At 72.2% G+C, this 21,850-nt stretch carries 21 protein-coding genes; 12 read left to right on the forward strand and 9 right to left on the reverse strand.

The window, feature by feature from the left end:
• Positions 1-10: 10 nt before the first annotated feature.
• The gene (locus tag ACFPIH_RS01895; protein ID WP_381166543.1) at positions 11-190 is read left to right on the forward strand and encodes a hypothetical protein; all 180 of its coding nucleotides are present in this window, start codon (positions 11-13) and stop codon (positions 188-190) included.
• A gap of 8 nt (positions 191-198) precedes the next feature.
• Here the strand turns inward: ACFPIH_RS01895 and ACFPIH_RS01900 are convergent, their stop codons facing one another.
• A complete protein-coding gene (locus tag ACFPIH_RS01900) occupies positions 199-882 on the reverse strand; it encodes an ABC transporter (protein ID WP_381166545.1) in 684 nt (227 codons plus the stop codon).
• Positions 879-1,760, reverse strand: a complete 882-nt coding sequence (locus tag ACFPIH_RS01905) for an ATP-binding cassette domain-containing protein (protein ID WP_381166547.1) — start codon at positions 1,758-1,760, stop codon at positions 879-881. Before ACFPIH_RS01905 ends, ACFPIH_RS01900 begins: the two co-directional genes overlap by 4 nt.
• A 75-nt stretch (positions 1,761-1,835) precedes the next feature.
• On the opposite strand from ACFPIH_RS01905, the gene ACFPIH_RS01910 reads away from it, so the two are divergent.
• The 5 genes from ACFPIH_RS01910 to ACFPIH_RS01930 all read left to right on the forward strand — a co-directional run bounded on the left by ACFPIH_RS01910 (position 1,836) and on the right by ACFPIH_RS01930 (position 7,628).
• Positions 1,836-2,531, forward strand: coding sequence for a peptidyl-tRNA hydrolase (locus ACFPIH_RS01910; RefSeq protein WP_381166549.1), 696 nt, complete (start codon positions 1,836-1,838; stop codon positions 2,529-2,531).
• A 121-nt stretch (positions 2,532-2,652) separates the two neighbouring features.
• Positions 2,653-3,993: an MbnB/TglH/ChrH family RiPP precursor modification enzyme gene (locus ACFPIH_RS01915; RefSeq protein ID WP_381166551.1), complete on the forward strand. Its 1,341-nt coding sequence runs from the start codon at positions 2,653-2,655 to the stop codon at positions 3,991-3,993.
• A 219-nt stretch (positions 3,994-4,212) separates the two neighbouring features.
• Complete coding sequence (locus ACFPIH_RS01920) at positions 4,213-4,992, forward strand: DUF4142 domain-containing protein (RefSeq protein ID WP_381166553.1); 780 nt, start codon at positions 4,213-4,215, stop codon at positions 4,990-4,992.
• An 86-nt stretch (positions 4,993-5,078) separates the two neighbouring features.
• On the forward strand, positions 5,079-5,906 hold the full coding sequence (locus tag ACFPIH_RS01925) for a TIGR04222 domain-containing membrane protein (protein ID WP_381166555.1): 828 nt from the start codon (positions 5,079-5,081) through the stop codon (positions 5,904-5,906).
• Positions 5,907-6,047: 141 nt separating this feature from the next.
• Entirely contained in the window at positions 6,048-7,628 is a 1,581-nt protein-coding gene (locus ACFPIH_RS01930; protein ID WP_381166557.1) for an alpha/beta hydrolase, read from the forward strand.
• Positions 7,629-7,730: 102 nt separating this feature from the next.
• On the opposite strand, the gene hemQ is transcribed toward ACFPIH_RS01930, so the two are convergent.
• Both hemQ and hemG read right to left on the reverse strand, forming a co-directional pair.
• Complete coding sequence (gene hemQ, locus ACFPIH_RS01935) at positions 7,731-8,468, reverse strand: hydrogen peroxide-dependent heme synthase (protein WP_381166559.1); 738 nt, start codon at positions 8,466-8,468, stop codon at positions 7,731-7,733.
• Between the two features lie 5 nt (positions 8,469-8,473).
• Complete coding sequence (gene hemG / locus ACFPIH_RS01940) at positions 8,474-9,928, reverse strand: protoporphyrinogen oxidase (RefSeq protein ID WP_381166561.1); 1,455 nt, start codon at positions 9,926-9,928, stop codon at positions 8,474-8,476.
• Positions 9,929-10,088: 160 nt separating this feature from the next.
• Between hemG and ACFPIH_RS01945 the strand changes: the two genes are divergently transcribed.
• Together ACFPIH_RS01945 and ACFPIH_RS01950 are read left to right on the forward strand one after the other, a co-directional pair.
• Positions 10,089-11,009: a DUF4349 domain-containing protein gene (locus tag ACFPIH_RS01945; RefSeq protein ID WP_381166563.1), complete on the forward strand. Its 921-nt coding sequence runs from the start codon at positions 10,089-10,091 to the stop codon at positions 11,007-11,009.
• Positions 11,010-11,036: 27 nt separating this feature from the next.
• Complete coding sequence (locus ACFPIH_RS01950) at positions 11,037-12,416, forward strand: FAD-dependent oxidoreductase (RefSeq protein WP_381166565.1); 1,380 nt, start codon at positions 11,037-11,039, stop codon at positions 12,414-12,416.
• Between the two features lie 104 nt (positions 12,417-12,520).
• On the opposite strand, the gene ACFPIH_RS01955 is transcribed toward ACFPIH_RS01950, so the two are convergent.
• Complete coding sequence (locus ACFPIH_RS01955; RefSeq protein ID WP_381166567.1) at positions 12,521-12,784, reverse strand: hypothetical protein; 264 nt, start codon at positions 12,782-12,784, stop codon at positions 12,521-12,523.
• Between the two features lie 125 nt (positions 12,785-12,909).
• Between ACFPIH_RS01955 and ACFPIH_RS01960 the strand changes: the two genes are divergently transcribed.
• Complete coding sequence (locus ACFPIH_RS01960) at positions 12,910-13,725, forward strand: rhomboid family intramembrane serine protease (protein WP_381166569.1); 816 nt, start codon at positions 12,910-12,912, stop codon at positions 13,723-13,725.
• Positions 13,726-13,741: 16 nt separating this feature from the next.
• Here ACFPIH_RS01960 and hemE read toward each other — a convergent pair whose 3' ends face one another.
• Complete coding sequence (gene hemE / locus ACFPIH_RS01965; RefSeq protein WP_381166571.1) at positions 13,742-14,809, reverse strand: uroporphyrinogen decarboxylase; 1,068 nt, start codon at positions 14,807-14,809, stop codon at positions 13,742-13,744.
• 607 nt (positions 14,810-15,416) lie between these two features.
• On the opposite strand from hemE, the gene ACFPIH_RS01970 reads away from it, so the two are divergent.
• The 3 genes from ACFPIH_RS01970 to ACFPIH_RS01980 all read left to right on the forward strand — a co-directional run bounded on the left by ACFPIH_RS01970 (position 15,417) and on the right by ACFPIH_RS01980 (position 18,671).
• Positions 15,417-16,094 (forward strand): DUF3000 domain-containing protein, encoded by a 678-nt coding sequence (locus ACFPIH_RS01970; protein WP_381166573.1) that lies wholly within the window; start codon positions 15,417-15,419, stop codon positions 16,092-16,094.
• Between the two features lie 347 nt (positions 16,095-16,441).
• Positions 16,442-17,104 (forward strand): response regulator transcription factor, encoded by a 663-nt coding sequence (locus tag ACFPIH_RS01975; RefSeq protein WP_003993737.1) that lies wholly within the window; start codon positions 16,442-16,444, stop codon positions 17,102-17,104.
• A gap of 235 nt (positions 17,105-17,339) precedes the next feature.
• Positions 17,340-18,671, forward strand: a complete 1,332-nt coding sequence (locus ACFPIH_RS01980; protein ID WP_381166575.1) for a ribonuclease D — start codon at positions 17,340-17,342, stop codon at positions 18,669-18,671.
• Positions 18,672-18,683: 12 nt separating this feature from the next.
• Here ACFPIH_RS01980 and ACFPIH_RS01985 read toward each other — a convergent pair whose 3' ends face one another.
• Genes ACFPIH_RS01985 through ACFPIH_RS01995 form a run of 3 tightly spaced genes read right to left on the reverse strand, consistent with a single transcriptional unit; the run spans position 18,684 to position 21,699 of the window.
• Complete coding sequence (locus ACFPIH_RS01985; RefSeq protein ID WP_381166577.1) at positions 18,684-19,514, reverse strand: carbohydrate ABC transporter permease; 831 nt, start codon at positions 19,512-19,514, stop codon at positions 18,684-18,686.
• On the reverse strand, positions 19,511-20,386 hold the full coding sequence (locus ACFPIH_RS01990; protein ID WP_381166579.1) for a carbohydrate ABC transporter permease: 876 nt from the start codon (positions 20,384-20,386) through the stop codon (positions 19,511-19,513). The genes ACFPIH_RS01985 and ACFPIH_RS01990 overlap by 4 nt, the downstream gene beginning before the upstream one ends.
• A complete protein-coding gene (locus tag ACFPIH_RS01995) occupies positions 20,386-21,699 on the reverse strand; it encodes an extracellular solute-binding protein (protein WP_381166581.1) in 1,314 nt (437 codons plus the stop codon). The genes ACFPIH_RS01990 and ACFPIH_RS01995 overlap by 1 nt, the downstream gene beginning before the upstream one ends.
• Between the last annotated feature and the right edge of the window lie 151 nt (positions 21,700-21,850).

A 21,850-nucleotide genomic window follows, 5' to 3' on the forward strand; every position in this document is an offset into this window, starting at 1 on the left:
CGCTGGAGGTATGAGCGAGGACTCGTACTGTCTGATCGACGCGACGAAGCCGCCGAAGGCGGAGGGGCCGCCGTACGCCGAGTGCGTGCTGTGCCGGAAGCCCACGGAGTACCCGGAGTCGTACAAGGGGATCACGCTGTGCCCGGTCTGCGAGTGGCAGGAGGCGCAGCGGACCGCCTGTTCAGGGTGACCTGCTGTTCAGGGTGACCTGCGGGAGGTGAGCGCGCAGGCCGCCGCCGTCGCGGCGGCCGTGACGAGGGCGGCGGCGGCCAGGGGCAGGACCGGCAGCCGCACCGTCGCCGAGTGCGAGCCGCCGACCAGGCCGCTGACCGCCGCGTGCGCCGGGGAACCGGACACCACCAGCGCCAGCAGGGCGGCGATGAGCAGCGCCGGGACCGCCCGGCCGGTCGTGCGCAGCACCGGCCGGGAGGTGAGAACGCCGACGGCCGTGCCGAGCAGGGCGCAGGTCAGGGCGGCGAGCAGGCCGGCCGCGGTGGCGGCGAGGACGGGGACGCGCCGCTGGTGGTCGGCGCCCACGGGGTCGCTGATGAAGCCGACGAGCGCCGTCGCCGCCGTACCGAAGACCGTGGCGGTGCCCAGTGCGACGAGGACGCAGGCCAGATGCGCCCGCGCGGGGCCGACCGCCGCCGCGACGACGGTACGGGCCGCCGGGGGCTCGTTGCCGACGCAGATCCGCACCAGCCAGGCGGCGACCGGCAGCAGCGCGGCGGCCGAGTAGCCCAGCGAGTCCAGCAGCGGCTGGCCGCCCTGCACCCCGATCCCGAGGAACGCGGCGTACAGCAGGAACGGCGGCAGCCAGCGCTGGGAGCGCAGGAGCAGCGCGGTCTGGTAGCGCACCGTCGGGGCAGTCCTGGCGGTCATCCGCGGCCTTCCGGGTCGGCGGGGTTCACGTCGAGGGGATTCACGCTCACCACGTGGTACGGCCGGTGCGCGGACAGAAGGGCGCGCAGCACGACGTCGGAGTGGGAGGCGCGGACGGTGAGGCGGTGGGCGCCGTCGGCCGTCTCCTCGGCGGTGGCGAGGCGCAGCGCCTCCGGCGGGAGCGGCGCCGGACCGCGCACCACGACGACCGTCCGGGGGCCGTCCGCCCCCGGGCCGTCGGCGACGGCCGGTTCCCCGGTACGGCGGTGGAGGGTGCCGTCGCGGACCGTGTGGACGGCGTCCGCCGCGCCGGCGAGACGGCGGGGGTCGTGGTCCACGAAGACGACGGCCGACCCGGCCGCGGTGCGCTCGGCGACGGCCCGTTCCAGTTCGGCGCGCGCCTCGGTGTCGAGGCCGGTCCAGGCCTCGTCCAGGATCAGCAGCTCCGGTTCGGCGAGGAGCGCCTGGGCGACGGCGACCTTCTGGCTGCCGCCCTTGGAGAGGCTGCTCATAGGGGTGAGGGCGTGGGCCGCGGCGCCGAAGCGGTCCAGCCGGTCGCCCGCGGCGCGTCGTGCCGCTTTGCGGGTCAGGCCGTGGACGGTGCCGAGGTGGGTGAGGTAGTCGAGGGCGGTGAAGGGGAGCGCCGACGGGAAGCGCTCCGGGACGTAGGCGGTGCGGGGGCGGCCGGTGACCGTGCCCTCCGTGGGGGCGTCGACGCGGGCCAGGAGGCGGAGCAGGGTGGACTTGCCGGTGCCGTTGGGGCCCTCGACGCGGGTGAGGGCGGCGGGCGGCAGGTCCAGGTGGACGTCGCGGAGAACCCAGGGCCCGCGGACGCCGTAGCGTCGGCCCACCGCGGTCAGACGGAGCGCGCGTTCCATGGGGCCACCCTCTCCCACCGCGGGTGCGGGGCGTGCGGGATCCGGCCTCCCGGGCGGGTCCAGTAGCCTGCGCCTGTGAGTGAGAGCCCCTTCCAGACCGAGCCGAACCCCCGTGACCAGGCGCCGCAGTTCGTGCTGCCCCTGGTGGTCCGGGTGGAGAAGGCCGCACCGCCCGCCCGTACCGACGCCCTGGAGACGGCCGCCCGAGCCGTGCTCGTCGTGCTGAGCGACGAGCGGTCGGTGGCGGACGGGGAGTGGGCGCAGGTGATGCGGGACTGGCAGGACGCGCGGATCCGCAAGGTGGTGCGGCGGGCGCGGGGCGCCGAGTGGCGGCGCGCGGAGGCGCTGCCCGGCGTCACGGTCACCGGCAAGACGGCCGAGGTACGGGTCTTCCCGCCCGTCCCGCTGGACGGCTGGCCGAAGGACCTGGCGCGGCTCCAGGTGTCCGGCACCGACCTCGACGACCCGGAACCGCCCCTCGGCGCCGATCCGACGGCCCCGGTGATCTGGCTCAACCCCGACCTCGACATGTCCGCGGGCAAGGCGATGGCGCAGGCCGGGCACGGCGCCCAGCTGGCCTGGTGGGAGCTGTCGGAGGAGGAGCGGGCCGCCTGGCGCGAGGCCGGTTTCCCGCTCGCCGTTCGGACGGCGGGGCCCGAGCGGTGGCGTGAGCTGACGGTGAGCGGGCTGCCGTTGGTGCGGGACGCCGGCTTCACCGAGATCGCGCCGGGCAGCTGCACGGTGGTCGCGGACCATCCCGCCCTGAGGTGAGCCGTCCCGGCCGCGAACCTCAAATGTTGCTCTGAAGGTGTGCGGCGGGTGGTTCGGGGGAACGCGGCGGGGTCATACCCCCGACACCACCGAGGGGGCACGGCACGGAGGAGGCGGGGCCATGACACGACCAGGAACGGCGACGGTACTGGGAACGGGCATCGGCTGGCGGCCGGAGATCGCGGACGCCGTGGAGCGGATGCCGGGCATCGACTGGGTCGAGGTCGTGGCGGAGAACACCTGCCCGGGCCATCTCCCCGAGTCCCTGCTGCGGCTGCTCGACCGGGGGGTCACGGTCGTCCCGCACGGGGTCTCGCTCGGCCTCGGCGGCGCGGAGCGGCCCGACGAGGCCCGGCTGGCGGCCCTCGCCGAGCGTGCGGAGGCGCTGGGCGCGCCGCTGGTCACCGAGCACATCGCGTTCGTCCGCGCGGGCGGGGCGCTGACCGCGTCGCCGGGTCTGGAGGCCGGGCATCTGCTGCCCGTGCCGCGCACCCGCGACGCCCTCGACGTGCTCTGCGCCAATGTGCGCATCGCGCAGGAGGCGCTGCCCGTGCCGCTCGCCGTGGAGAACATCGCCGCGCTCATCGCCTGGCCCGGCGAGGAGCTGACGGAGGGGCAGTTCCTGTACGAGCTGGCCGACCGGACGGGCGTACGACTCCTCATCGACGTCGCCAACCTGCACACCAACCACGTCAACCGTGGTGAGGACCCGGCGAAGGCGCTCGCCGAACTGCCTCTGGAGGCCATCGCCTACGTCCATGTCGCGGGCGGCTTCGAACGGGACGGCGTCTGGCACGACAGCCACGCCCACCCCGTCCCCCGCCCGGTCCTCGACATCCTGACCGACCTCACCTCCCGGGTGTCCCCACCCGGGGTGCTCCTGGAACGCGACGAGAACTTCCCCGAACCGGCCGAGCTGGAGGGGGAGTTGAGGGCGATACGGGAGGCGGTGACTGCCGGGGCGCGGGTGCGGGACACCAGCGCCGGGACCGGCGTCGCGGGCCCGGCGGGAGGCGAACCCGCTCCGGCTGTCAGGGAACCGGAGTCGGCAGGGCTCGGTGAGAGCCGGCAGCGGCTCGGGCTCGCTCAGGCCTCGTTGCTGTCCGCGCTGGTCGCGGGGACGCCCGTGCCGGAGGGGTTCGACCGGGTGCGGCTGGGTGTGCAGGCGCGCTCGCTCGCGGCGAAGCGGGCGGACGTGGTGGCGAAGGTGGCGCCGGAGCTGCCGCTGATCCTCGGCGGCGGATACCGGGCCGGGTTCCTCGGGTACGCCCAGCACCACCCGATGCGCGGTGGCTACCGTCGCGATGCCCTGGACTTCGCCGAACACCTCCTCCTGGACGGCCGGTTGGAGGAGGGCCGGGCCCGCCGCGAGCTGCGCCGCTGGTGGCTGGACCGCTCCGGACCCGCGCCACGGCCCCGGCCGCACTGGCTGCGCAGGGGACTCCAACTGGCTCGGCGATAAGGACGACAGCCCGGGTCACCCCGGAATGTGCCCGGTTTAACACCGGTGCCCCATGAAGCCAGTTCACCGCCCGTTTGATTCATGTTGCGACCGCTATGCCGTCACGTACGGCTCCCCCATTCGTCCTTGATGCCCAGGATGCAACCCTTCGCCCCCATACGGAACTTGACGCAGCGGGCGCAGTAGCATGCGAGTCCCATCCCCGACGCGGGAGGCAGCATGCGACCGCGACCGCCCGTACCGGGCAGAGGTATTTTCAGTGGTACCGGGCTCATCATCACGGGCCTGGCGGCGACCCTCGCGGCGCTGGTCTTCCCGGTGTGGTCGTATGCCGACCGCGCGGGGACCGGTGTCGCCGTGCTGAACGCGGAGACCGTGTCGACGCGGTACGGGCCGCTGTCCGCGCTGGACCGCGAGTTCATCACGAAGGTGCGGCTGGCCGGGCTGTGGGAGCTGCCGGCCGGTCAGCAGGCGGAGCAGAAGGGCACGACCCAGGCCGTACGGACCGCCGGGCAGCACCTGGTCGAGGGGCACACCTTCCTGGACCAACAGGTGCGCGACGTGGCGGCGAAGCTGGGCCTCGCCCTGCCGAACGAGCCCAACGACCAGCAGCAGGGCTGGCTGGCGGAGCTGAGCGCGGCGCAGGGCGTGCAGTACGACGTGAAGTTCGCCAACATCCTGCGGCTCGCGCACGGCCGGGTGTTCTCCCTCGTCGCGCAGGTCCGGGCCGCCACCCGCAACTCGCTGGTGCGCACGCTCGCCGACGACGCCAACACCACCGTCCTGGACCACATCAAGATCCTGGAGGCCACCGGGTACGTCAATTTCGACGCCCTGGCCCAGGACCTGGCAGCGGCCAGCACGCCGCCGCTGACCTTCTCGCCCGGCCCGCCGGGCCCCACGAGCGACCCCGGGACCGTGGTGCCGCTGTCCCCCTCGCCGTCCCCGACCTACACGCTGCCGTCCGCCGCGGCCAGCCCGCCGCCGACCGTGGGCTGAAGCGGAACGTCACAGACCGACAACGCTCCGTCCGGATCGTGGAAAGGGCATGGCGCATTCCCGTGTACATGGCATAGAAACACGTCATGTTCTGGGTGCTTCTCCTGCTGCTGGCCTGGGCCGTCGCGGGCGCGACCTGCACACGGCTGTGTCTGGCCGCCGTGCGCGCCGCGGCCGTAGAGGAGACCGGAAAGAGCACGGCCGACGGACATCGCCTCACGCTGTACGAGGCCGCGTTCCTGTCCGGGGGTCCCGGCCGGGTCGCCGATCTGACCATGGTGTCGATGGCGCGCCAGCGGCGGCTGCTGCTCGCCCGCACCGGCTGGGCGACCGTCGTCGACCCGCGCGGGCGCGACGAGATGGAGCAGTCGGTGATCGGGGCGATCGGGCCCGAGGGGCAGTCCCGGATCGCGCCGGTGCGGACCGCCGCGGCGGCCGCGGACGCGGTGCGCGGTCTCGCCGACCGGCTGGTCAGCGCGGGCCTCGCGGTGCCCGACGGGGCCCGTACGACGGTGGCGGCGGGGGTACGGCAGGTGCGGCTCGCCGCCGTTTTCGTCCTGGCCGTGGGCGCGGTCGCGCTGCTGATGCCCGTACCGGCCGGCCACGCCAGCGACATGCCCCGTGACCTGGTCGCGGTGTGGTTCGCGCTGCCCCTCGCGCTCACCCTGAGCTGTCTGGCGATAGCGCGGGTCGAGGTGCACCCGTACTCGCGCTGGGCCTCCCCGGCCGGGCAGCGGCTGCTGGGGGCCCTGGCCCGGCGTACCCGCGGCCCCGGGGGTCCCGGCGGCCCGGGGGACGACCGGTCGTACCTGACCTCCGTCGCCGTGCTCGGCATCCGCGCGGTCGGTGAGCCGGACCTGCGGGCGGCGTTCGCCCACCGCGAGGCGCACGAGAAAGAGAACGAGCACTTCTGACCCCACCGCGTCACGGCGCGTACGGCCGGCAGGGGGCGCACAGGAAGCATTGGCGCCGACACCCGCGAGCGGTGCTTGCCTTACCCCACCACCGAACGAAACATCCCTTTTGTCGCCGCCGCGCACCGAAGGGACACGCGAATGAGAGCCGCCGCCCTCTACTCGGCCACGGGAGCCCTGCTCCTGACCACCCTCACCGCCGCCCCGGCGGGCGGCACACCGGGAGCCGCCGCCGCTCCCACCGGTGTCGCGCTCGCCGCCGCGCGGGCCGCCGCGAGGGGCGTGGACTTCGGGAAGTGCCCCGCCGCCGAGGACCTGCCGGCCAGCCTGAAGTGCGGCACCGTCAGGGTCCCGCTCGACTACACACGGCCGAACGGCAAGCAGATCGAGCTGACCGTCAGCCGGGTCGAGGCCACCCACCGCGACCCGCACAACAGCAAGCTCCGGGTGCCCGGCAAGGGCGCGCTGGTCTTCAACCCCGGCGGTCCGGGCGGCTCCGGCCTGCACTTCCCGCTGATCGGCCTGGTCCCCGAGTGGAAGCGCATCGGCGCCGCCTACGACCTCGTCGGCTACGACCCGCGCGGCGTCGGCAGCTCGGCCCCGCTGTCCTGCCAGGACCCGGCACGTTTCTTCAAGGGCCCCTCCCCCGCGCCGACGCACCCCTCCGAGTCGTACAAGAAGGAGCGGATCGCGGAGGCGAAGGCGTACGCGCGGGGCTGTGCCAAGCGGGCGGGCGGCGCGCTGCGGCACTACAACTCCCTCAACAACGCCCGGGACCTGGACGTGCTGCGGGCCGCGCTGGGCGAGGAGAAGCTCAACTTCATGGGGGCCTCGTACGGGACCTACTTCGGCGCCGTGTACGCGACGCTGTTCCCCTCCCATGTGCGCCGGATGGTGTTCGACGCGGCGGTGAACCCGGACCCGGCGAAGATCTGGTACCGCAACAACCTCGACCAGTCGGTGGCCTTCGAGAGCCGCTGGGCGGACTTCCGGGAGTGGATCGCCCGGCACGACGACGTGTACGGCCTCGGCGACACGGCGGAGAAGGTGCTGCGCAGCTACGAACGGGCGCGGGCCAGGCTGGCCGCGGAGCCGGCCGGCGGCAAGGTCGGTCCGGGGCAGTTGCAGGGCGCGTTCCTGCAGGCCGGGTACTACGACGACTACTGGCCGCACCGGGCGCAGGCGCTGTCGGACTATCTCTCGGGCGACCCTCGGCAGCTGATCGCGCAGGCCGGGCCGGTCAAGGAGGCCGCGGTGGAGGCGGAGAACTCGGCCGCCGTCTACACGGCCGTGGAGTGCAACGACGCGCCCTGGCCGACGGACTGGAAGGTGTGGGACCGGGACAACACCCGGCTCGCGCGCGTGGCACCGTTCGAGACCTGGGACAACGTGTGGGCGAACCTGCCGTGCGCGTACTGGACCGCGCCGCGTCAGCAGCCGCTCGATGTGCGGGCCGGAACCGGTGAGCTGCCGCCGACGCTGATCCTCGCCTCCGAGCGGGACGCCGCCGCGCCTTATGACGGGGCGCTGGAGTTGCAGCGGCGGTTGTCCGGGTCGGTGCTGGTGACGGAGCGGGACTCCGGGACGCATGGCATCGCCGGGGGGCTGAACCGGTGCGTCAACGGGCACCTGGACGCGTATCTGTTGCAGGACAGGACACCGGTGCGGCGAGCCGCGTGTGCGGGGCATGCGGAGCCGGGCGCTGCCAAGAAGAAGAAGTGAGGTTGTGGGGAACTGCGGCGCCGTTGTGGCTGGTCGCGCCCACGTGGCGGAGCCGCACATCGAATACAGCCCCGCGCCCCCTTGGGGACGCGGGGGTCCCACCTAGGCCAACCCTGCCACCAGGTCGGCCACGGACTTGCGGCGGCCCGTGAAGAACGGGACCTCTTCGCGGACGTGCATGCGGGCCTCCGAGGCGCGCAGGTGGCGCATGAGGTCGACGATGCGGTACAGCTCGTCGGCCTCGAAGGCCAGGATCCACTCGTAGTCGCCGAGCGAGAACGAGGCGACGGTGTTGGCGCGGACGTCCGGGTAGCCGCGGGCCATCTTGCCGTGGTCGGCGAGCATGCGTCGGCGGTCCTCGTCGGGCAGCAGGTACCAGTCGTAGGAGCGCACGAACGGGTAGACGCTGACGTAGTTGCGCGGCGTCTCGTCGGCGAGGAACGCCGGGACGTGCGAGCGGTTGAACTCGGCGGGGCGGTGCAGTGCCATGTTCGACCAGACCGGCTCCAGGGCACGGCCCAGCTTCGTACGGCGGAAGAGGTTGTACGCCTCCTGGAGCTGGTCGGCGGTCTCGGCGTGCCACCAGATCATGAGATCGGCGTCGGCGCGCAGCCCGGACACGTCGTAGGTGCCGCGGATCGTCACGTCCTTGGCGGCGAGCTGGTCGAACAGCTCCTGGACCTCGTCCGCGAGGCCCGCGCGCGTGGCGTCGTCGGGGAGCACGTCCTTCAGCTTGAAGACGGACCACAGCGTGTAGCGGATGACCTCGTTGAGGTCCTTGGCCAGCTTGCCCTTGTTCGGGATCCTGCCGGCCTCGGTGGTGGGGGCGTCGTCACTCATGGGACTCATTCTCCCGCTCCGCCGTGCAGACTCTGCACCGGGTTCGCCGTGAGGTACGCCGCGGCGCGCGGGTCGCCGCCGATCTGGTCCACCGCCGCGTACGCGCTCGCGATGCAGGCCGGGATGCCCACGCCGTCGTACTGGGCGCCGCAGACGGCGAGCCCGGGGAGCTTGGCGACATGCTCGCGGACGCGGGCCACGCGCGCGTGGTGGCCGACCGGGTACTGGGGCAGGCCGTCGGTCCAGCGGGTGACGCGGGTCTCCAGGGGCACGGCGTCGAGTCCGGTGGCCTCGCGCAGGTCGTGGCGGGAGACCTCGACGAGGTCCGCGTCGTCCTTCTGGAGGATCTCCGTCTCGCCGTGCCGCCCGACGGAGGTGCGCAGGACGATCACATCGGGGTCCTCGTCGGCGATCCAGGCCCATTTCTGGGAGGCGAACGTGGACGCCTTGATGGTGCGGCCGTCGACAGGCGGGACGAGGAAGCCGCTGCCGTCGGGCAGGACGGTCCCGGAGCGGCGGTAGGCCAGGGTCACCAGGGCCATCGAGGCGTACTCGACGGCCCGCAGCTCGGCGGCGGCTGCCGGTACCTCGGCGGCCAGCAGCCCGGCCGCCACGGGCGCGGGGACGGCGACGACCACGGCGTCGGCGGACAGGACGCGCTCCCCGGCGGTCACCCGCCAGCCACCCGAGGGCTCCCGCCGCAGCTCGCTCACCGGCACACGCGTGTGGATCTCGCCGCCCCGCGCGCGGACGGACTCCGCGACCGCGAGCGGCAGGGAGCCCACGCCCCCCTCGATGCCCATGAACACCGGGCCGGTCTGCTGGTTGGCGGCGGCCTTCGCCTGGATCTCGCGGACGGCCTCCGTCAGCGAGGTGTGGGTGCGGGCCGCCTGGTAGAGCTGCGGGACGGCCGAGCGCATCGAGATGCGGTAGGCGTCGCCGGCGTACACCCCGCCGAGCAGCGGCTCGACCAGGCGGTCGACGACCTCGCGGCCCAGGCGGGCCGCCACGTACTCACCGACCGCGACGTCCTCGCCGACCTCGGTGCGGGGCAGGTCGGCATCCCGCTCGATACGGGCGAGGCCCTCCTCGGACAGGACGCCGGTCAGCGCGGCGGCGGTGCCGGGGACGCCCATGACATGGCCCTTGGGCATGGGGCGCAGGGCGCCGCGGGTCCAGATCGAGGCGGTCGCGGTGGCCGGCGACCGGAGGCGATCGGTGAGGCCCGCCTCACGCGCGAGGGCGACCGCCTCCGGGCGGCGGGCCAGCATCGACTCGGCGCCGAAGTCGACGCGCACACCCGCGATGTCACCCGGCAGCAGCTTGCCGCCGACCCGCCCGGACGCCTCGAGGACGGTCACTCTCGCGCCGCGCGCCAGCAGCCGGTGGGCGGCGGCCAGCCCCGCGATGCCGGCCCCGATGACGACGACATGCCCTGTGCCCGCACCCGTTGCGCTCATGCCGTCCACTCTCTCAGACCCCACTGACATCCCCGCCCGGGGGCGTGTGGCCCGGCCGAGTCCCGACCGTGACCGCTTCGGAACCGTCCGCGTCAAACGTCCCGCACCGCCCCGGCGTCGAAGAAGTGACAGTCGTCACGACCCTCGGGGGGACACCCACATGCGCACACGACGTCGTTCCGTACGGCCGGTCCACACCGTGGCCGGTCTCCTGCTCGCCGCCGCTCTCGCGCTCACCGGATGCGGCGGCGCCGACTCGGCGGACTCGGCCTCCAAAGCCGATGGCAAGCCCGCCGTCGGCCGGGCCGACGGCGCCGACAGCGCCGACAGCGCCGTGGAGGGCGCGGGCCCGAGCGGGTCCAAGGCCTCCTCCTCCGCCCCGAAGCTCCCCACCGCCGGCCACATCATCCGTACCGCCTCCCTGACCGTTCAGGTCAAGGACGTCCCGGAGGCCCTCGACGAGGCCCGTACGTCCACCGAGAACGCGGGCGGCTACGTCGGCGACGAGACCACCACCCGGGGCGAGGACGGCACCGAGCGCACCCGGGTCGTCCTGCGCGTACCCGTCGAGCGGTACGACGACGTCCTCGCCGACCTCCAGGGCGCGGGCAAGCTCCTGAAGCGCACGGCGAAGGCCCAGGACGTCACCGACCAGGTCGTGGACGTCGACAGCCGCATCAAGTCGCAGCGGGCCAGCGTCGCCCGGGTCCGCGCGCTGATGGACCGGGCCGTCAGACTGAGCGACGTGGTCGCCCTGGAGGGCGAGTTGAGCACTCGGGAGGCCGACCTGGAGGCGCTGCTCGCCCAGCAGGCGTCCCTGAAGGACCGCACCGGCCTGGCGACCGTCACGCTGAGCCTGTCCGAGAAGCCGGTCCAGCGTGCAGTGGCCGCGGACGACGACCCGGGGTTCATGGACGCGCTGGCGGGCGGCTGGGACGCGTTCGTGACGATGCTGCGCTGGATCTCCGTCGCCTTCGGCGCGGTGCTGCCGTTCCTCGCGCTGGCCGTCGTGCTCGTCCTGGCCTGGCTGCTGCGGGTGCGGCGCCGGACGGCCCCTGCGGGCGAGCCCGAGCAGGACTGAAATGCGGCTGCCCCGTAGCGTGTTCGCATGAGCATGGAGCGACTGGTGGTGATCGGCGGGGACGCCGCGGGCATGTCCGCGGCGTCCCAGGCCCGCCGGCTGAGGGGTCCCGGGGAACTGGAGATCGTGGCCTTCGAACGCGGCCACTTCACGTCGTACTCGGCGTGCGGCATCCCGTACTGGGTGGGCGGCGACGTCGCCGGCCCGGACGAGCTGATCGCCCGCACCCCAGAGGAGCACCGGGCGCGCGGGATCGACCTGCGGCTGCGTACCGAGGTCACGGAGATCGATGTGGCCGGGCGGCGGGTACGCGCGCGTGACGTCGATTCGGGGGCCGGGTCGGCGTACTGGACGTCGTACGACAAGCTCGTCGTCGCGACCGGGGCGCGGCCGGTGCGGCCCGACATGCCGGGCATGGACGCGCGGGGCGTGCACGGGGTGCAGACGCTGGACGACGGCCAGGCCCTGCTCGACACGCTCTCACGCGCGCGTGGGCGGCGGGCCGTGGTGGTGGGGGCGGGCTACATCGGCGTGGAGATGGCCGAGGCGCTCATCAACCGCGGCTACGAGGTGACCGTCCTCAACCGGGGCGGCGAACCGATGTCGACCCTGGACCCGGACATGGGCCGACTGGTCCATGACGCCATGACGGGCCTCGGCATCACGATGGTGAACGACGTCGAGGTCACGGAGCTGCTCGCCGGCGAGGACGGCCGGGTGCGGGCGGTGGTCGCGAAGGACACCGAGTACCCGGCGGACGTGGTGGTCCTCGGCATCGGCGTCCGCCCGGAGACCGCCCTCGCGCGGGCCGCGGGGCTGCCGCTCGGCGGGCACGGCGGGCTGCTCACGGACCTGGCGATGCGGGTCCGCGGCCATGAGGAGATCTGGGCGGGCGGCGACTGCGTGGAGGTCCTCGACCTGGTCTCGGGCCAGGAGCGGTACGTTCCGCTGGGCACGCACGCCAACAAGCACGGCCAGGTCATCGGTGCGAACGTGGGCGGCGGGTACGCGACCTTCCCGGGCGTCGTCGGGACGGCCGTGAGCAAGGTGTGCGACCTGGAGATCGCCCGCACGGGCCTGCGCGAGAAGGACGCGCGCAGGGCGGGCCTGCGCTACGAGTCGGTCACCATCGAGTCCACCAGCCGCGCGGGCTACTACCCCGGCGCCTCCCCCATGACGGTGAAGATGCTCGCCGAGCGCCGCACGGGCCGCCTGCTGGGTGTGCAGATCGTCGGGCGGGAGGGCGCGGCCAAGAGGGTCGACATCGCGGCGGTCGCCCTGACGGCCGGAATGACGGTGGAACAGATGACGGCCCTGGACCTGGGCTACGCGCCGCCGTTCTCGCCGGTGTGGGACCCGGTGCTGGTCGCGGCACGAAAGGCGGCGGCGAAGGTGCGGAACCTGTAGGCAGGCGCCGCGGTCGCTGACCCGGGGGCGCGGGGCTGTGTCGACCTGCGGCTCCGCCGCGTGGGCGCGACCAGCCCCCCGCTCACCCGCACTCCGCAACGCTCCTAGGCAGTCCCGCTGAGCCTCGGCAGGGCGGAAACAGCCGCAGGCTGCTCCATCGGCTTCGCGTGCGCGGCGGGCGCCGGCCGCGACCGCAGCCGGTGGCTGACGGCCTCGTCCAGCGTTACCGGCCGCTGCATCTGCGCGGCGAGCCGCCCGGCCTCCTGGCCGAGTCGTGCCACGTCCTCCCAGGGGATGCGCACCACAAGGGCGATCTCCGCCTCGCCGTCCGGCGTGGCGTGCATCGGAGCGGAAACTCGGTCGTTCATCGTCTGGTCCTCACGTCGTCCCCGTGACCCGCCTTCCCCGGGTCACGGGCGGTTGCCGACTCATACGCACTGCCACAGAAGGGCGTTCACCGATTCACCGAACGGATCGGGGGCACTAATTCCTTGTGGTCATCCCCGTCCATGACGTGAACCCGGTACGCCGTACCCCTGTCGTCACGTACACGCTGATCGCGGCGAACGTTCTCGTGTTCTGGTTCATGCCAGGTCTGTCCGGCTCGGTGGCCGGTGACAGCGCTCTGGCCCAGAGCTGCCATCTGCACGCCTTCCTGGAGCACTTCGCGGCCGTGCCCAGCGAGTTGATCCATCATCAGCTGCCGCAGATGGTCCCGACCGGGGAGGTGCGCGGAGCGGGCTGTCAGCTGGGCCCGCCGACGTACGACAAGAACCCGGTGGTGAGCGTGTTCACCGCGATGTTCCTGCACGGCGGCTGGCTGCACCTGCTGGGCAACATGCTGTTCCTGCTGATCTTCGGGAACAACATCGAGGACCGTATGGGCCACGTCCGCTTCGCGCTGTTCTACGTCGTCTGCGGCTATGCGGCGTCGTACGGCTTCGCCCTGGTGAACGCCGACTCCACCGACCCGCTGATCGGCGCCTCCGGGGCCATCGCGGGCGTGCTGGGCGCCTACCTGGTGCTGTATCCGAAGGCCAGGGTCTGGGTCCTGGTGCCCTTCCTGATCTTCCTGCCGTTGCGGCTGCCGGCCTGGCTGGTGCTGGGCTTCTGGTTCGTGCTCCAGGCGGTGTACTCCTCCGGCGAGGGCGTCTCCGCCGACGCGGGCACGGTGGCGTACGCGGCGCACGTCGTCGGCTTCCTGGCGGGCATGCTGCTGGCCTGGCCCCTCAAGGCGGGCACGCCCGCGCCTCCGGAGCCGCGCGGGCTGCTGTTCGGCAGACGGGCGCGGCCCCGGCACACGTGGTGAGCGCGTTCCGTCCGTTCTAGCGGCCGGTCCGGGTGTGGACGTACTCGACGAGGCGGGTGAGGGCGTCCGGGTCGGTGGTCGGCATCACGCCGTGGCCGAGGTTGAAGACGTGGCCCTCCAGCCCGGCGGCCGCCTCCAGGACCTCGCGGGTCTTGGCCTCCACGGCCTCGGGGCCGGCGAACAGGACGGTCGGGTCGAGGTTGCCCTGGAGCGCCTTGCCGGGGCCGATCCGGCGGACGGCCTCGTCGAGCGGGACGCGCCAGTCGACGCCGATGACGTCCGCGCCGGTCTCGCTCGTGAGCTTCAGCAGCTCGCCGGTGCCGACGCCGAAGTGGATGCGCGGAACGCCGTATCCGGCGACGGCGTCGAAGACCTTCGTGGAGGCGGGCAGGACGGAGCGGCGGTAGTCCGCGGGGGCGAGGGCGCCGGCCCAGGAGTCGAACAGCTGGACGGCGCTGGCGCCCGCCTCGATCTGGACCTTCAGGAAGGCGGCGGTGATCTCCGCGAGGCGGTCGAGCAGGTCGGCCCAGAGTTCCGGGTCGCCGAACATCATCGCCTTGGCGTTCTCGTACGTGCGTGACGGGCCGCCCTCGACGAGGTAACTCGCGAGGGTGAAGGGCGCGCCCGCGAATCCGATGAGCGGGGTGGCGCCGAGTTCCGCGGTCAGCAGGCCGATGGCCTCGGTGACGTAGGAGACGTCCTCGGGGGTGAGGTCGCGGAGCTGGGCGAGGTCGGCGCGGGTGCGGATCGGCTTCTCGACGACCGGGCCGACGCCGGGCTTGATGTCGAGGTCGACGCCGATCGCCTTGAGCGGGACGACGATGTCGCTGTAGTAGATCGCCGCGTCCACGTCGTGCCGGCGGACCGGCTGGAGGGTGATCTCGGTGACCAGTTCGGGGCGCGTACAGGACTCGAGCATCGGGATGCCCTCGCGGACCTTGCGGTACTCCGGCAGGGAGCGGCCGGCCTGTCGCATGAACCACACCGGCGTGTGCGGCACGGGTTCCCGCCTGCACGCCTTCAGAAAGGCACTGTCGTACGTCGCTGTCGGCTGCCGGCCCGCAGGCCCCTCGTTCGCACTCACAAGCCCCAGTCTCCCACGCCCCGAATCCCCCGGACTCCGGGGCCTGGGTGGCGCGGTGGGGGGCCGGGGGTGCGGTGGGTGCCTGGGACCGGCGGGAGCCTGAGCCGGTGGAGGCCTGAGCCGGTGGAGGCCTGAGCCGGTGGAGGCCTGGGGGTGGCGGGGGGCCTGGGGGTGGCGGGGGGCCTGGAGGTTGGGGGCGGTCTGGAGGCCGGCGGGGGTTGCGGAGCCGGACGCGCAGGGGGCAGGCCCGCCAGGGGCAGAGGTTCTGGGGCCCTGCGGGGCCCTGTTGGCGTCGGCTGGCTGTTCACCCAGCGCGCGCAGTCGCCCCTCCACGCCGCCGGGCTCCGGAGGGGGCCTGGGGGTCGGTGGCGCCCTGGGGCGGTGGACCAGTGGGGGCGTGGGGCCCGGGGCACGGCCGAGGTCCGGGAGGCCGGCGGGGGTTGCGGAGCCTGGGCGCACGGGGGGGGGGAGCGGTGGAGGTTCTGGGGGTTCTGGGGGTTCTGCGGGCCTGTCGGGGGCGGGTGTTCGCCCAGCGCGCAGTTGCCCGGTGGGCCCGCGCGGGTGTCTTGCCCTGCGCGAGCGGCCCGTTCCCCTTAATCTTCCCCGCATGGCTGCGGCTCAGGGACGACTGTCGGACGGCACTGGCGGGATGGACGAGGCGAACGAGGGGGAGCGGGATGCGGGCGGGTCGGCACCGCCGGTACCGCTGCCCTTCCGGTCCGCCGTCGACGCGCTGAGGACCGCGCGGCTGAGGCCGCAGATCGAGATCGAGCCGGTGCCGGCCCCCAAACGGCTCGCCCCCTTCGCGTACGCCCTGGAAGCGGCGGTCGTGGACGGCGAGCAGGATCTCGCCGACGGCCGGCTGGTGCTGCTGCACGACCCGGCCGGGCACGACGCCTGGCGCGGCACCTTCCGGCTGGTGACCCTGATCCGGGCCGAGCTGGAGCCGGAGATGGCGGCCGACCCGCTGCTGCCGGAGGTGTGCTGGTCCTGGCTGACCGGTGCGCTCCAGGCGCGCGGACTGACGTACGGCGAACCGAGCGGCACGGTCACCCGGGCGAGCTCTCACTACTTCGGCGGTCTCGCCGAGCGCCCCGCGGCCTCGCAGATCGAGATCCGGGCCTCCTGGACGCCCCGTGAGGGGCTGGGCGGGGTGCCGGACACGGGGGCGCACCTGGCGTCCTGGTGCGACCTGCTGGCGCAGGTGGCGGGGCTGCCGCCGGCCGGCCCAGGGGACGCCTCGGTGGTGACGCTGCCGCAGCGCCGCGGGCCGCAGTCGCGCTGAGCGGACAACCGACAGTCGACAACCGACAGCTCACAGCTCACAGCTCACAGCTCACAACCCGCCGGTCGGGCAAGCCGTCCAACCCATTCGGCCGTCCACATTGACCATCTCTTTGTCGATACGGCCACTTTCGATCCCGTACCGCACCCACCCAAACCGATTCGATCTTCGGATGATCGATCGCGTGTCCGAATTGCACGTAATGTTACTCACTAGATCGTGATCATTTTCTAAAGGACCACCGACCCGCTGCCGAAGACGACTGTGACCTTCAAAGCACGGTTCGTCCCGGCTTCTTCCCCACGAGCCCCTCGAACCGGCCCCCCGCCCCGCACCCAGGAGGCCTGGTGTCCGTTCTCCTCGAGCAGCCCGCAAGCCTGGTCGCCTACCGCCCGAACAAGCCCACCGCCATGGTGGTCGTGGCCGACCCGCGCGTGCGTTCCACCGTCACCCGCCATCTATGGGCGCTCGGTGTGCGCGATGTCATCGAGGCCTCGTCCATCGCGGAGGCTCGTCCCCGCATCGGCAACCCCCGCGACATCTGCGTCGCCGACGTCCATCTCCCCGACGGCTCCGGCCTCACCCTCCTGTCGGAGACCCGCGCCGCGGGCTGGCCCAACGGCCTCGCCCTCTCCGCGGCCGACGACATCGGCGCCGTCCGCAACGCCCTCGCAGGCGGTGTCAAGGGCTACGTCGTCACCGGCACCCGCACCAACGTCGGGCTCCCCACCCGCCCCGGCGCCGCCCCCATCGGCGCCGCCGCCGCCCGTCTCCACCGCCGCCCCCCGGGTGCCCCGAGCCACCCGGGCGGCTACCGCGAGCTCTCCGGCCGCGAGGTCGAGGTGCTGCGGCTCGTCGCCGAAGGCCAGTCCAACAAGGCGATCGGCGTCTCGATGGGCCTGTCCGCGCTGACCGTCAAGAGCCACCTCGCCCGCATCGCCCGCAAGCTCGGCACCGGAGACCGCGCCGGCATGGTCGCCGTCGCCCTGCGGACCGGCATCATCCACTGAATCCGCCGGATCCGCCCAATCTGCTGAATCCGCCGGATCCGCCAAATCCGCTGAATCACCCCACGATCCCCTCAATCTCCCGAGTCCGCCGAACCCTTCGATGAACCCTTCGAGAAACCGGTTGCCCGGTCCGCGTCAATCGGCCTGACCTGCGTGACTGGTTTACGCCCCTGGCGCACCCGCCGACGGAACGTTCCGTCGGCGGGTGTCGTCCATACACGGATACCCTTGACAGGTGACCGACGCCCAAGAAACCGCAGCAGCCAGTTCACTGCGAACCACCGGAGGCGCCCCTCCGGACGACGGCGGATCAACTGCTTCTGCTGTTCCCGGGGCGCCGACACCTGAGCTTGAGCCCACACCCGAGCCCGTACCCGAGCCCACACCGCTGCTCGAACCGCGCGAGGGCATTCCGCCGGTGGTCGCCGACGAAGCCTCCCTCGCCGCGGTGATCGCCGCCTTCGCGGCCGGCCGCGGCCCGGTCGCCGTCGACGCCGAGCGTGCCTCCGGCTACCGCTACGGACAGCGGGCCTATCTGGTCCAGCTGCGCCGCGAGGGCGCCGGGACCGCGCTGATCGACCCCGTGGCCTGCCCGGACCTCTCGGGGCTCGGCGCCGCCCTGTCCGGCGTCGAGTGGGTCCTGCACGCCGCCACCCAGGACCTGCCCTGTCTGCGCGAGATAGGCATGGTGCCGACGCGGCTGTTCGACACCGAGCTGGCCGGACGGCTCGCCGGATTCCCGCGGGTCGGCCTCGGCGCGATGGTGGAAAGCGTTCTCGGTTTCGTGCTGGAGAAGGGGCACTCCGCGGTCGACTGGTCGACCCGCCCGCTGCCCGAGCCCTGGCTGCGGTACGCCGCCCTGGACGTCGAGCTCCTCGTCGACCTGCGCGACGCGCTGGAGAAGGAGCTGGACCGGCAGGGCAAGCTGGAGTGGGCGCACCAGGAGTTCGACGCCATCGCCTCCGCCCCGCCGCCCGAGCCCCGCAAGGACCCGTGGCGCCGTACGTCCGGCATGCACAAGGTGCGCCGCAGGCGGCAGCTCGGCGTGGTGCGCGAGCTGTGGCAGACCCGGGACCGGATCGCGCAGCGCCGGGACGTGTCGCCGGGCAAGGTGCTGCCGGACGCGGCCATCGTGGAGGCCGCGCTCGCCCTCCCCGTCAATGTGCACGCCCTGGCCGCGCTGAACGGCTTCGGGCACCGCATGGGACGGCGCCAGCTGGAACAGTGGCAGGCCGCGGTCGACCGCGCGAAGGAGCTGACCGAGGCGCAGCTGCCGCAGCCCGGGCAGCCGGTCGCCGGCCCCCCGCCGCCGCGGGCCTGGGCCGACAAGGATCCGGAGGCCGCCGCACGGCTGTCCGCGGCCCGCACCGCCGTGTCCGCGCTGGCGGAGCGGCTGAACATGCCCCAGGAGAACCTCATCGCCCCGGACACAGTGCGGCGGGTCTGCTGGGAGCCGCCGGCGCCGGCCGACGCGGAGTCGGTCGCGGACGCGCTGGCCGGGCTGGGCGCCCGGCCGTGGCAGGTGGAGCAGGTCGCGCCGGTGCTCGTCGCGGCGCTGCCCGCCTGATCCGCGGGGTGTTCATCGCGACGCGCCCCGCATGAAACCGTTGTAGATGTATTTCTGCAGCGCCAGGAACACGATCAGAGTCGGCAGGATCACCAGCACCGCTCCTGCCGAGATCGTTTCCCAGTGGGCGGCGTAGGGGCCCTTGAACCGGAACAGCGACGTCGAGATCACGCCAAGATCTTGTGATGGCATGTAGAGGAAGGGGATGTAGAAGTCGTTGTAGACGGCGATCCCCTTCACGATCACGACCGTCGCGACCGCCGGTTTCAGCAACGGGAAAATGATCTTCCGGTAGATCGTGAACGCGTTGGCGCCGTCCAGCCGGGCCGCCTCGTCCAGGGAGACCGGTATCGAGCGGACGAACTGCAGGAAGATGTAGATCGAGACGATGTCGGTGCCCATGTAGAGGGCGATCGGCGCCCAGCGGGTGTCGAACATGCCGAGGCTGTGCACGATCTGGAAAGTGGCCACCTGGGTGGTGACACCGGGAACCAGCGCCGCCACCAGAAACAGGGCGACCACCAGTTTCCGGAAACGGAACGTGAAACGGTCGATCGCGTATGCCGTCATCGAGCCGATGAGCACCGTTCCGCCGACGGAGATCACCAGGATGAAGGCGGTGTTCCCGAACGCCGTGAGCATGCCGCCGTCCTGGAACGCCGTCACGTAGTTGTGGAGGTTGAGCGGGTCGCGCGGGAGCGTGAGGGCCCCGCCGTCGTTCGCCGTCTCGTGCTCGGTCTTCAGGGACGTCAGGAAGACGACGCCCAGCGGGAGCAGCACGATCAGCGCCGCGGCGATCAGCGACAGGTACACGAGGGTGCGGAGAACGGCCCGGCGGGTCATACGAGATCCACCCTCTCGTCGGGGACGATGCGCCGCTGCACCCAGGTCACCAGCAGCACGATCAGCAGCAGCACGACGGCCGCGGCGGAGGCGAGGCCCGTCTTGTTGAACTGGAAGGCCAGCTTCACGGTCTGGATCACGAAGGTCTCGGTGCCGGTCGCGCCGCCGGTCATGATGTACGGGATCTCGAAGGCGGACAGCGAGCCGGAGACGGAGAGGATCACCGTCAGGGTCAGCACCGGTTTGATGCCGGGCAGGATGATGTGGCGGAACTGGTTCCAGCGGTTCGCGCCGTCCAGCTCCGACGCCTCGTACAGCTCACCCGGGATGGACTGGATCGCGCCGAGGAACAGGACGAAGTTCATGCCCAGGTAGCGCCAGACCGAGACCCCGGCGAGGGACACGTTCGCCGAGACGGGGGTGCCCAGCCAGGCGTGGTCGGTGTGGTGGCCGAAGAGGCCGAGGACCGTGTCGAAGGTGCCGCCGTCCTGGAAGAAGTAGAGGAAGACGAAGCCGATGGCCACCCCGTTGACCAGGGACGGGAAGAAGAGCACGCCCTTGAAGAAGTTCCGGAAACGGAGGTCGAAGCTGAGGATCGTCGCGAAGTAGAGCGCGGCGACGATCTGGAGCACCGAGGCGGCCAGGTAGTAGCCGCTCACCCAGAACACCTGGAGGAGATCCTCACGGGTGAAGATCTCCGCGTAGTTCTCGGCGCCCGTGTAGTGCAGTTCGGGGCTGACGCCGTCCCAGTCGGTGAAGCTGTACGCGACCATGTTGGCGATCGGCGCGTAGGTGAAGGTGAGCAGCAGGGCGAGCGGGGCGAGCAGGAACAGCCAGGGGGTGAGCAGCCGCCGGACGCGCGCGTGGGTCATCAGTCACCCACGTTCTGCTGTGTCTCGGTCCACTTGTCGCCGAGGTCCGCGAGGAAGTCGTCCAGGCTGCCCTTCCTGGCGCCCCGGGCGAGGTCCACGAGGTCCTGGCGGTATTCGGGCTTGTTGATGCCGACCTCGGACTCGTCGTCGATCAGTTTCACCTTGGCGCCGGCCGAGTCGTCGAGTTCGATCAGCTTCACACCCGCGTCCTCGTAGGACTTGAGGACGTCCGGCATCGGGGCGTCCTTCAGCGGGGAGATGGCGAGGTTGTCCCGGTCGTAGCCGGACTTGTCGGTGAACCAGTCGATCCAGGCGCGGGCCGCCTCCTTGTGCTTGGAGTGGACGTTGACGGCCTGGTGGTAGTCGGGGCCGACGGTCGCGCAGAACGTGCCGTCCGCCTGGGCGGGGAACGGCATGAAACCGATGTCGTCGGGGTTCACCCCGGCCTTGCGGGCCGCGTCCTGGAACTGGATGATCGCCCAGGTGCCGAGCCACTGCGTGGCGATCTCGCCCTTGGCCGTGCGCGGCTTGGACTCCTCCCAGTTGCTGGTCGTGGGGTCCTTCTCGGCGAGGCCGTCCTTGACGATGTCGTAGAGCAGCGTGTCCCCGACGCGCAGGTCGCTGCCCTTCGCCCACGGGTCGCCCTCGGCGAGTTTCGTGGTGGCCTGCGGGTCGCAGGAGACGGCGCCGTTGACGAAGGTCCACGAGGTCAGCGGCCACTGGGCGGCGAAGTTGGTGTAGTAGGGGACCGCGTCGGTCTTCGCCTTGATCGCCTTCAGGCCGGCGAGGAACCCGGCGGGGGTGGTGGGCCAGTCGGTGACGCCCGCCTCCTTCCAGATCCGCTTGTTGTAGACGAAGCCGGGCATCACGCCGTTGGAGGTCTGGCCGTAGACCTTGCCGTCGACGGTCGTGTAGTCGGTGAAGCGGTACTTCTTGCCGCGTTCGGCCTCGGTGCCCAGGGAGGCGAAGAACTTCGGGTAGTCGCTCTTCTTGATGACCCCGGGGATCAGCAGGACGTCGCCGTAGTCCTCGGTGTTCATCCGGATCTTGATCTCGGCCTCGTAGTTGGTGAGGGCCTGGAACTCGACCTTCACCTTGGGGTACGTCCTGTTGAACTCGGCGGCGTACTTCTTCAGCGTGCCGTCCTGCACCAGATCGGTGCGCACGGTGAGGACCGTGATGGTCCCGCTCACCTTCGACGGATCGTCGGGCGCCTCGGCGTCCGCGCCCTCGGCGCTTCCTCCTGTCCCGGTACACCCCGGCAGAAGCAGGGCGACTCCGGCGACCATCGCGAGAACTGTACGGCGGTTCATGTGCGTCACTTCCGTTCCTGGGACGGATGAGCACGAGCGGGTTGGTCGTACGCGAGTGGGTTGGCTGATTCGGCACTCTGACAGCGCTTTCTTAACCGGTAAAGTCCCTATTTCGCCAAGGCTGGAGCAATGGGACCGCTTGCTGGACTGA

This window comes from Streptomyces vulcanius (assembly GCF_042653945.1).
GTDB classification, from domain to species: domain Bacteria; phylum Actinomycetota; class Actinomycetes; order Streptomycetales; family Streptomycetaceae; genus Streptomyces; species Streptomyces mangrovi.

Excerpts from the sequence above, each read along its gene's own strand:
- ACFPIH_RS01895 (WP_381166543.1), top strand. The coding sequence starts at position 11 with ATGAGCGAGGACTCGTACTGTCTGATCGACGCGACGAAGCCGCCGAAG.
- ACFPIH_RS01900 (WP_381166545.1), bottom strand. The coding sequence starts at position 882 with ATGACCGCCAGGACTGCCCCGACGGTGCGCTACCAGACCGCGCTGCTC.
- ACFPIH_RS01905 (WP_381166547.1), bottom strand. The coding sequence starts at position 1,760 with ATGGAACGCGCGCTCCGTCTGACCGCGGTGGGCCGACGCTACGGCGTC.
- ACFPIH_RS01915 (WP_381166551.1), top strand. The coding sequence starts at position 2,653 with ATGACACGACCAGGAACGGCGACGGTACTGGGAACGGGCATCGGCTGG.
- ACFPIH_RS01920 (WP_381166553.1), top strand. The coding sequence starts at position 4,213 with ATGCGACCGCGACCGCCCGTACCGGGCAGAGGTATTTTCAGTGGTACC.
- ACFPIH_RS01925 (WP_381166555.1), top strand. The coding sequence starts at position 5,079 with ATGTTCTGGGTGCTTCTCCTGCTGCTGGCCTGGGCCGTCGCGGGCGCG.
- ACFPIH_RS01930 (WP_381166557.1), top strand. The coding sequence starts at position 6,048 with ATGAGAGCCGCCGCCCTCTACTCGGCCACGGGAGCCCTGCTCCTGACC.
- hemQ (WP_381166559.1), bottom strand. The coding sequence starts at position 8,468 with ATGAGTGACGACGCCCCCACCACCGAGGCCGGCAGGATCCCGAACAAG.
- hemG (WP_381166561.1), bottom strand. The coding sequence starts at position 9,928 with ATGAGCGCAACGGGTGCGGGCACAGGGCATGTCGTCGTCATCGGGGCC.
- ACFPIH_RS01945 (WP_381166563.1), top strand. The coding sequence starts at position 10,089 with ATGCGCACACGACGTCGTTCCGTACGGCCGGTCCACACCGTGGCCGGT.
- ACFPIH_RS01950 (WP_381166565.1), top strand. The coding sequence starts at position 11,037 with ATGAGCATGGAGCGACTGGTGGTGATCGGCGGGGACGCCGCGGGCATG.
- ACFPIH_RS01955 (WP_381166567.1), bottom strand. The coding sequence starts at position 12,784 with ATGAACGACCGAGTTTCCGCTCCGATGCACGCCACGCCGGACGGCGAG.
- ACFPIH_RS01970 (WP_381166573.1), top strand. The coding sequence starts at position 15,417 with ATGGCTGCGGCTCAGGGACGACTGTCGGACGGCACTGGCGGGATGGAC.
- ACFPIH_RS01985 (WP_381166577.1), bottom strand. The coding sequence starts at position 19,514 with ATGACCCGCCGGGCCGTTCTCCGCACCCTCGTGTACCTGTCGCTGATC.
- ACFPIH_RS01990 (WP_381166579.1), bottom strand. The coding sequence starts at position 20,386 with ATGACCCACGCGCGCGTCCGGCGGCTGCTCACCCCCTGGCTGTTCCTG.
- ACFPIH_RS01995 (WP_381166581.1), bottom strand. The coding sequence starts at position 21,699 with ATGAACCGCCGTACAGTTCTCGCGATGGTCGCCGGAGTCGCCCTGCTT.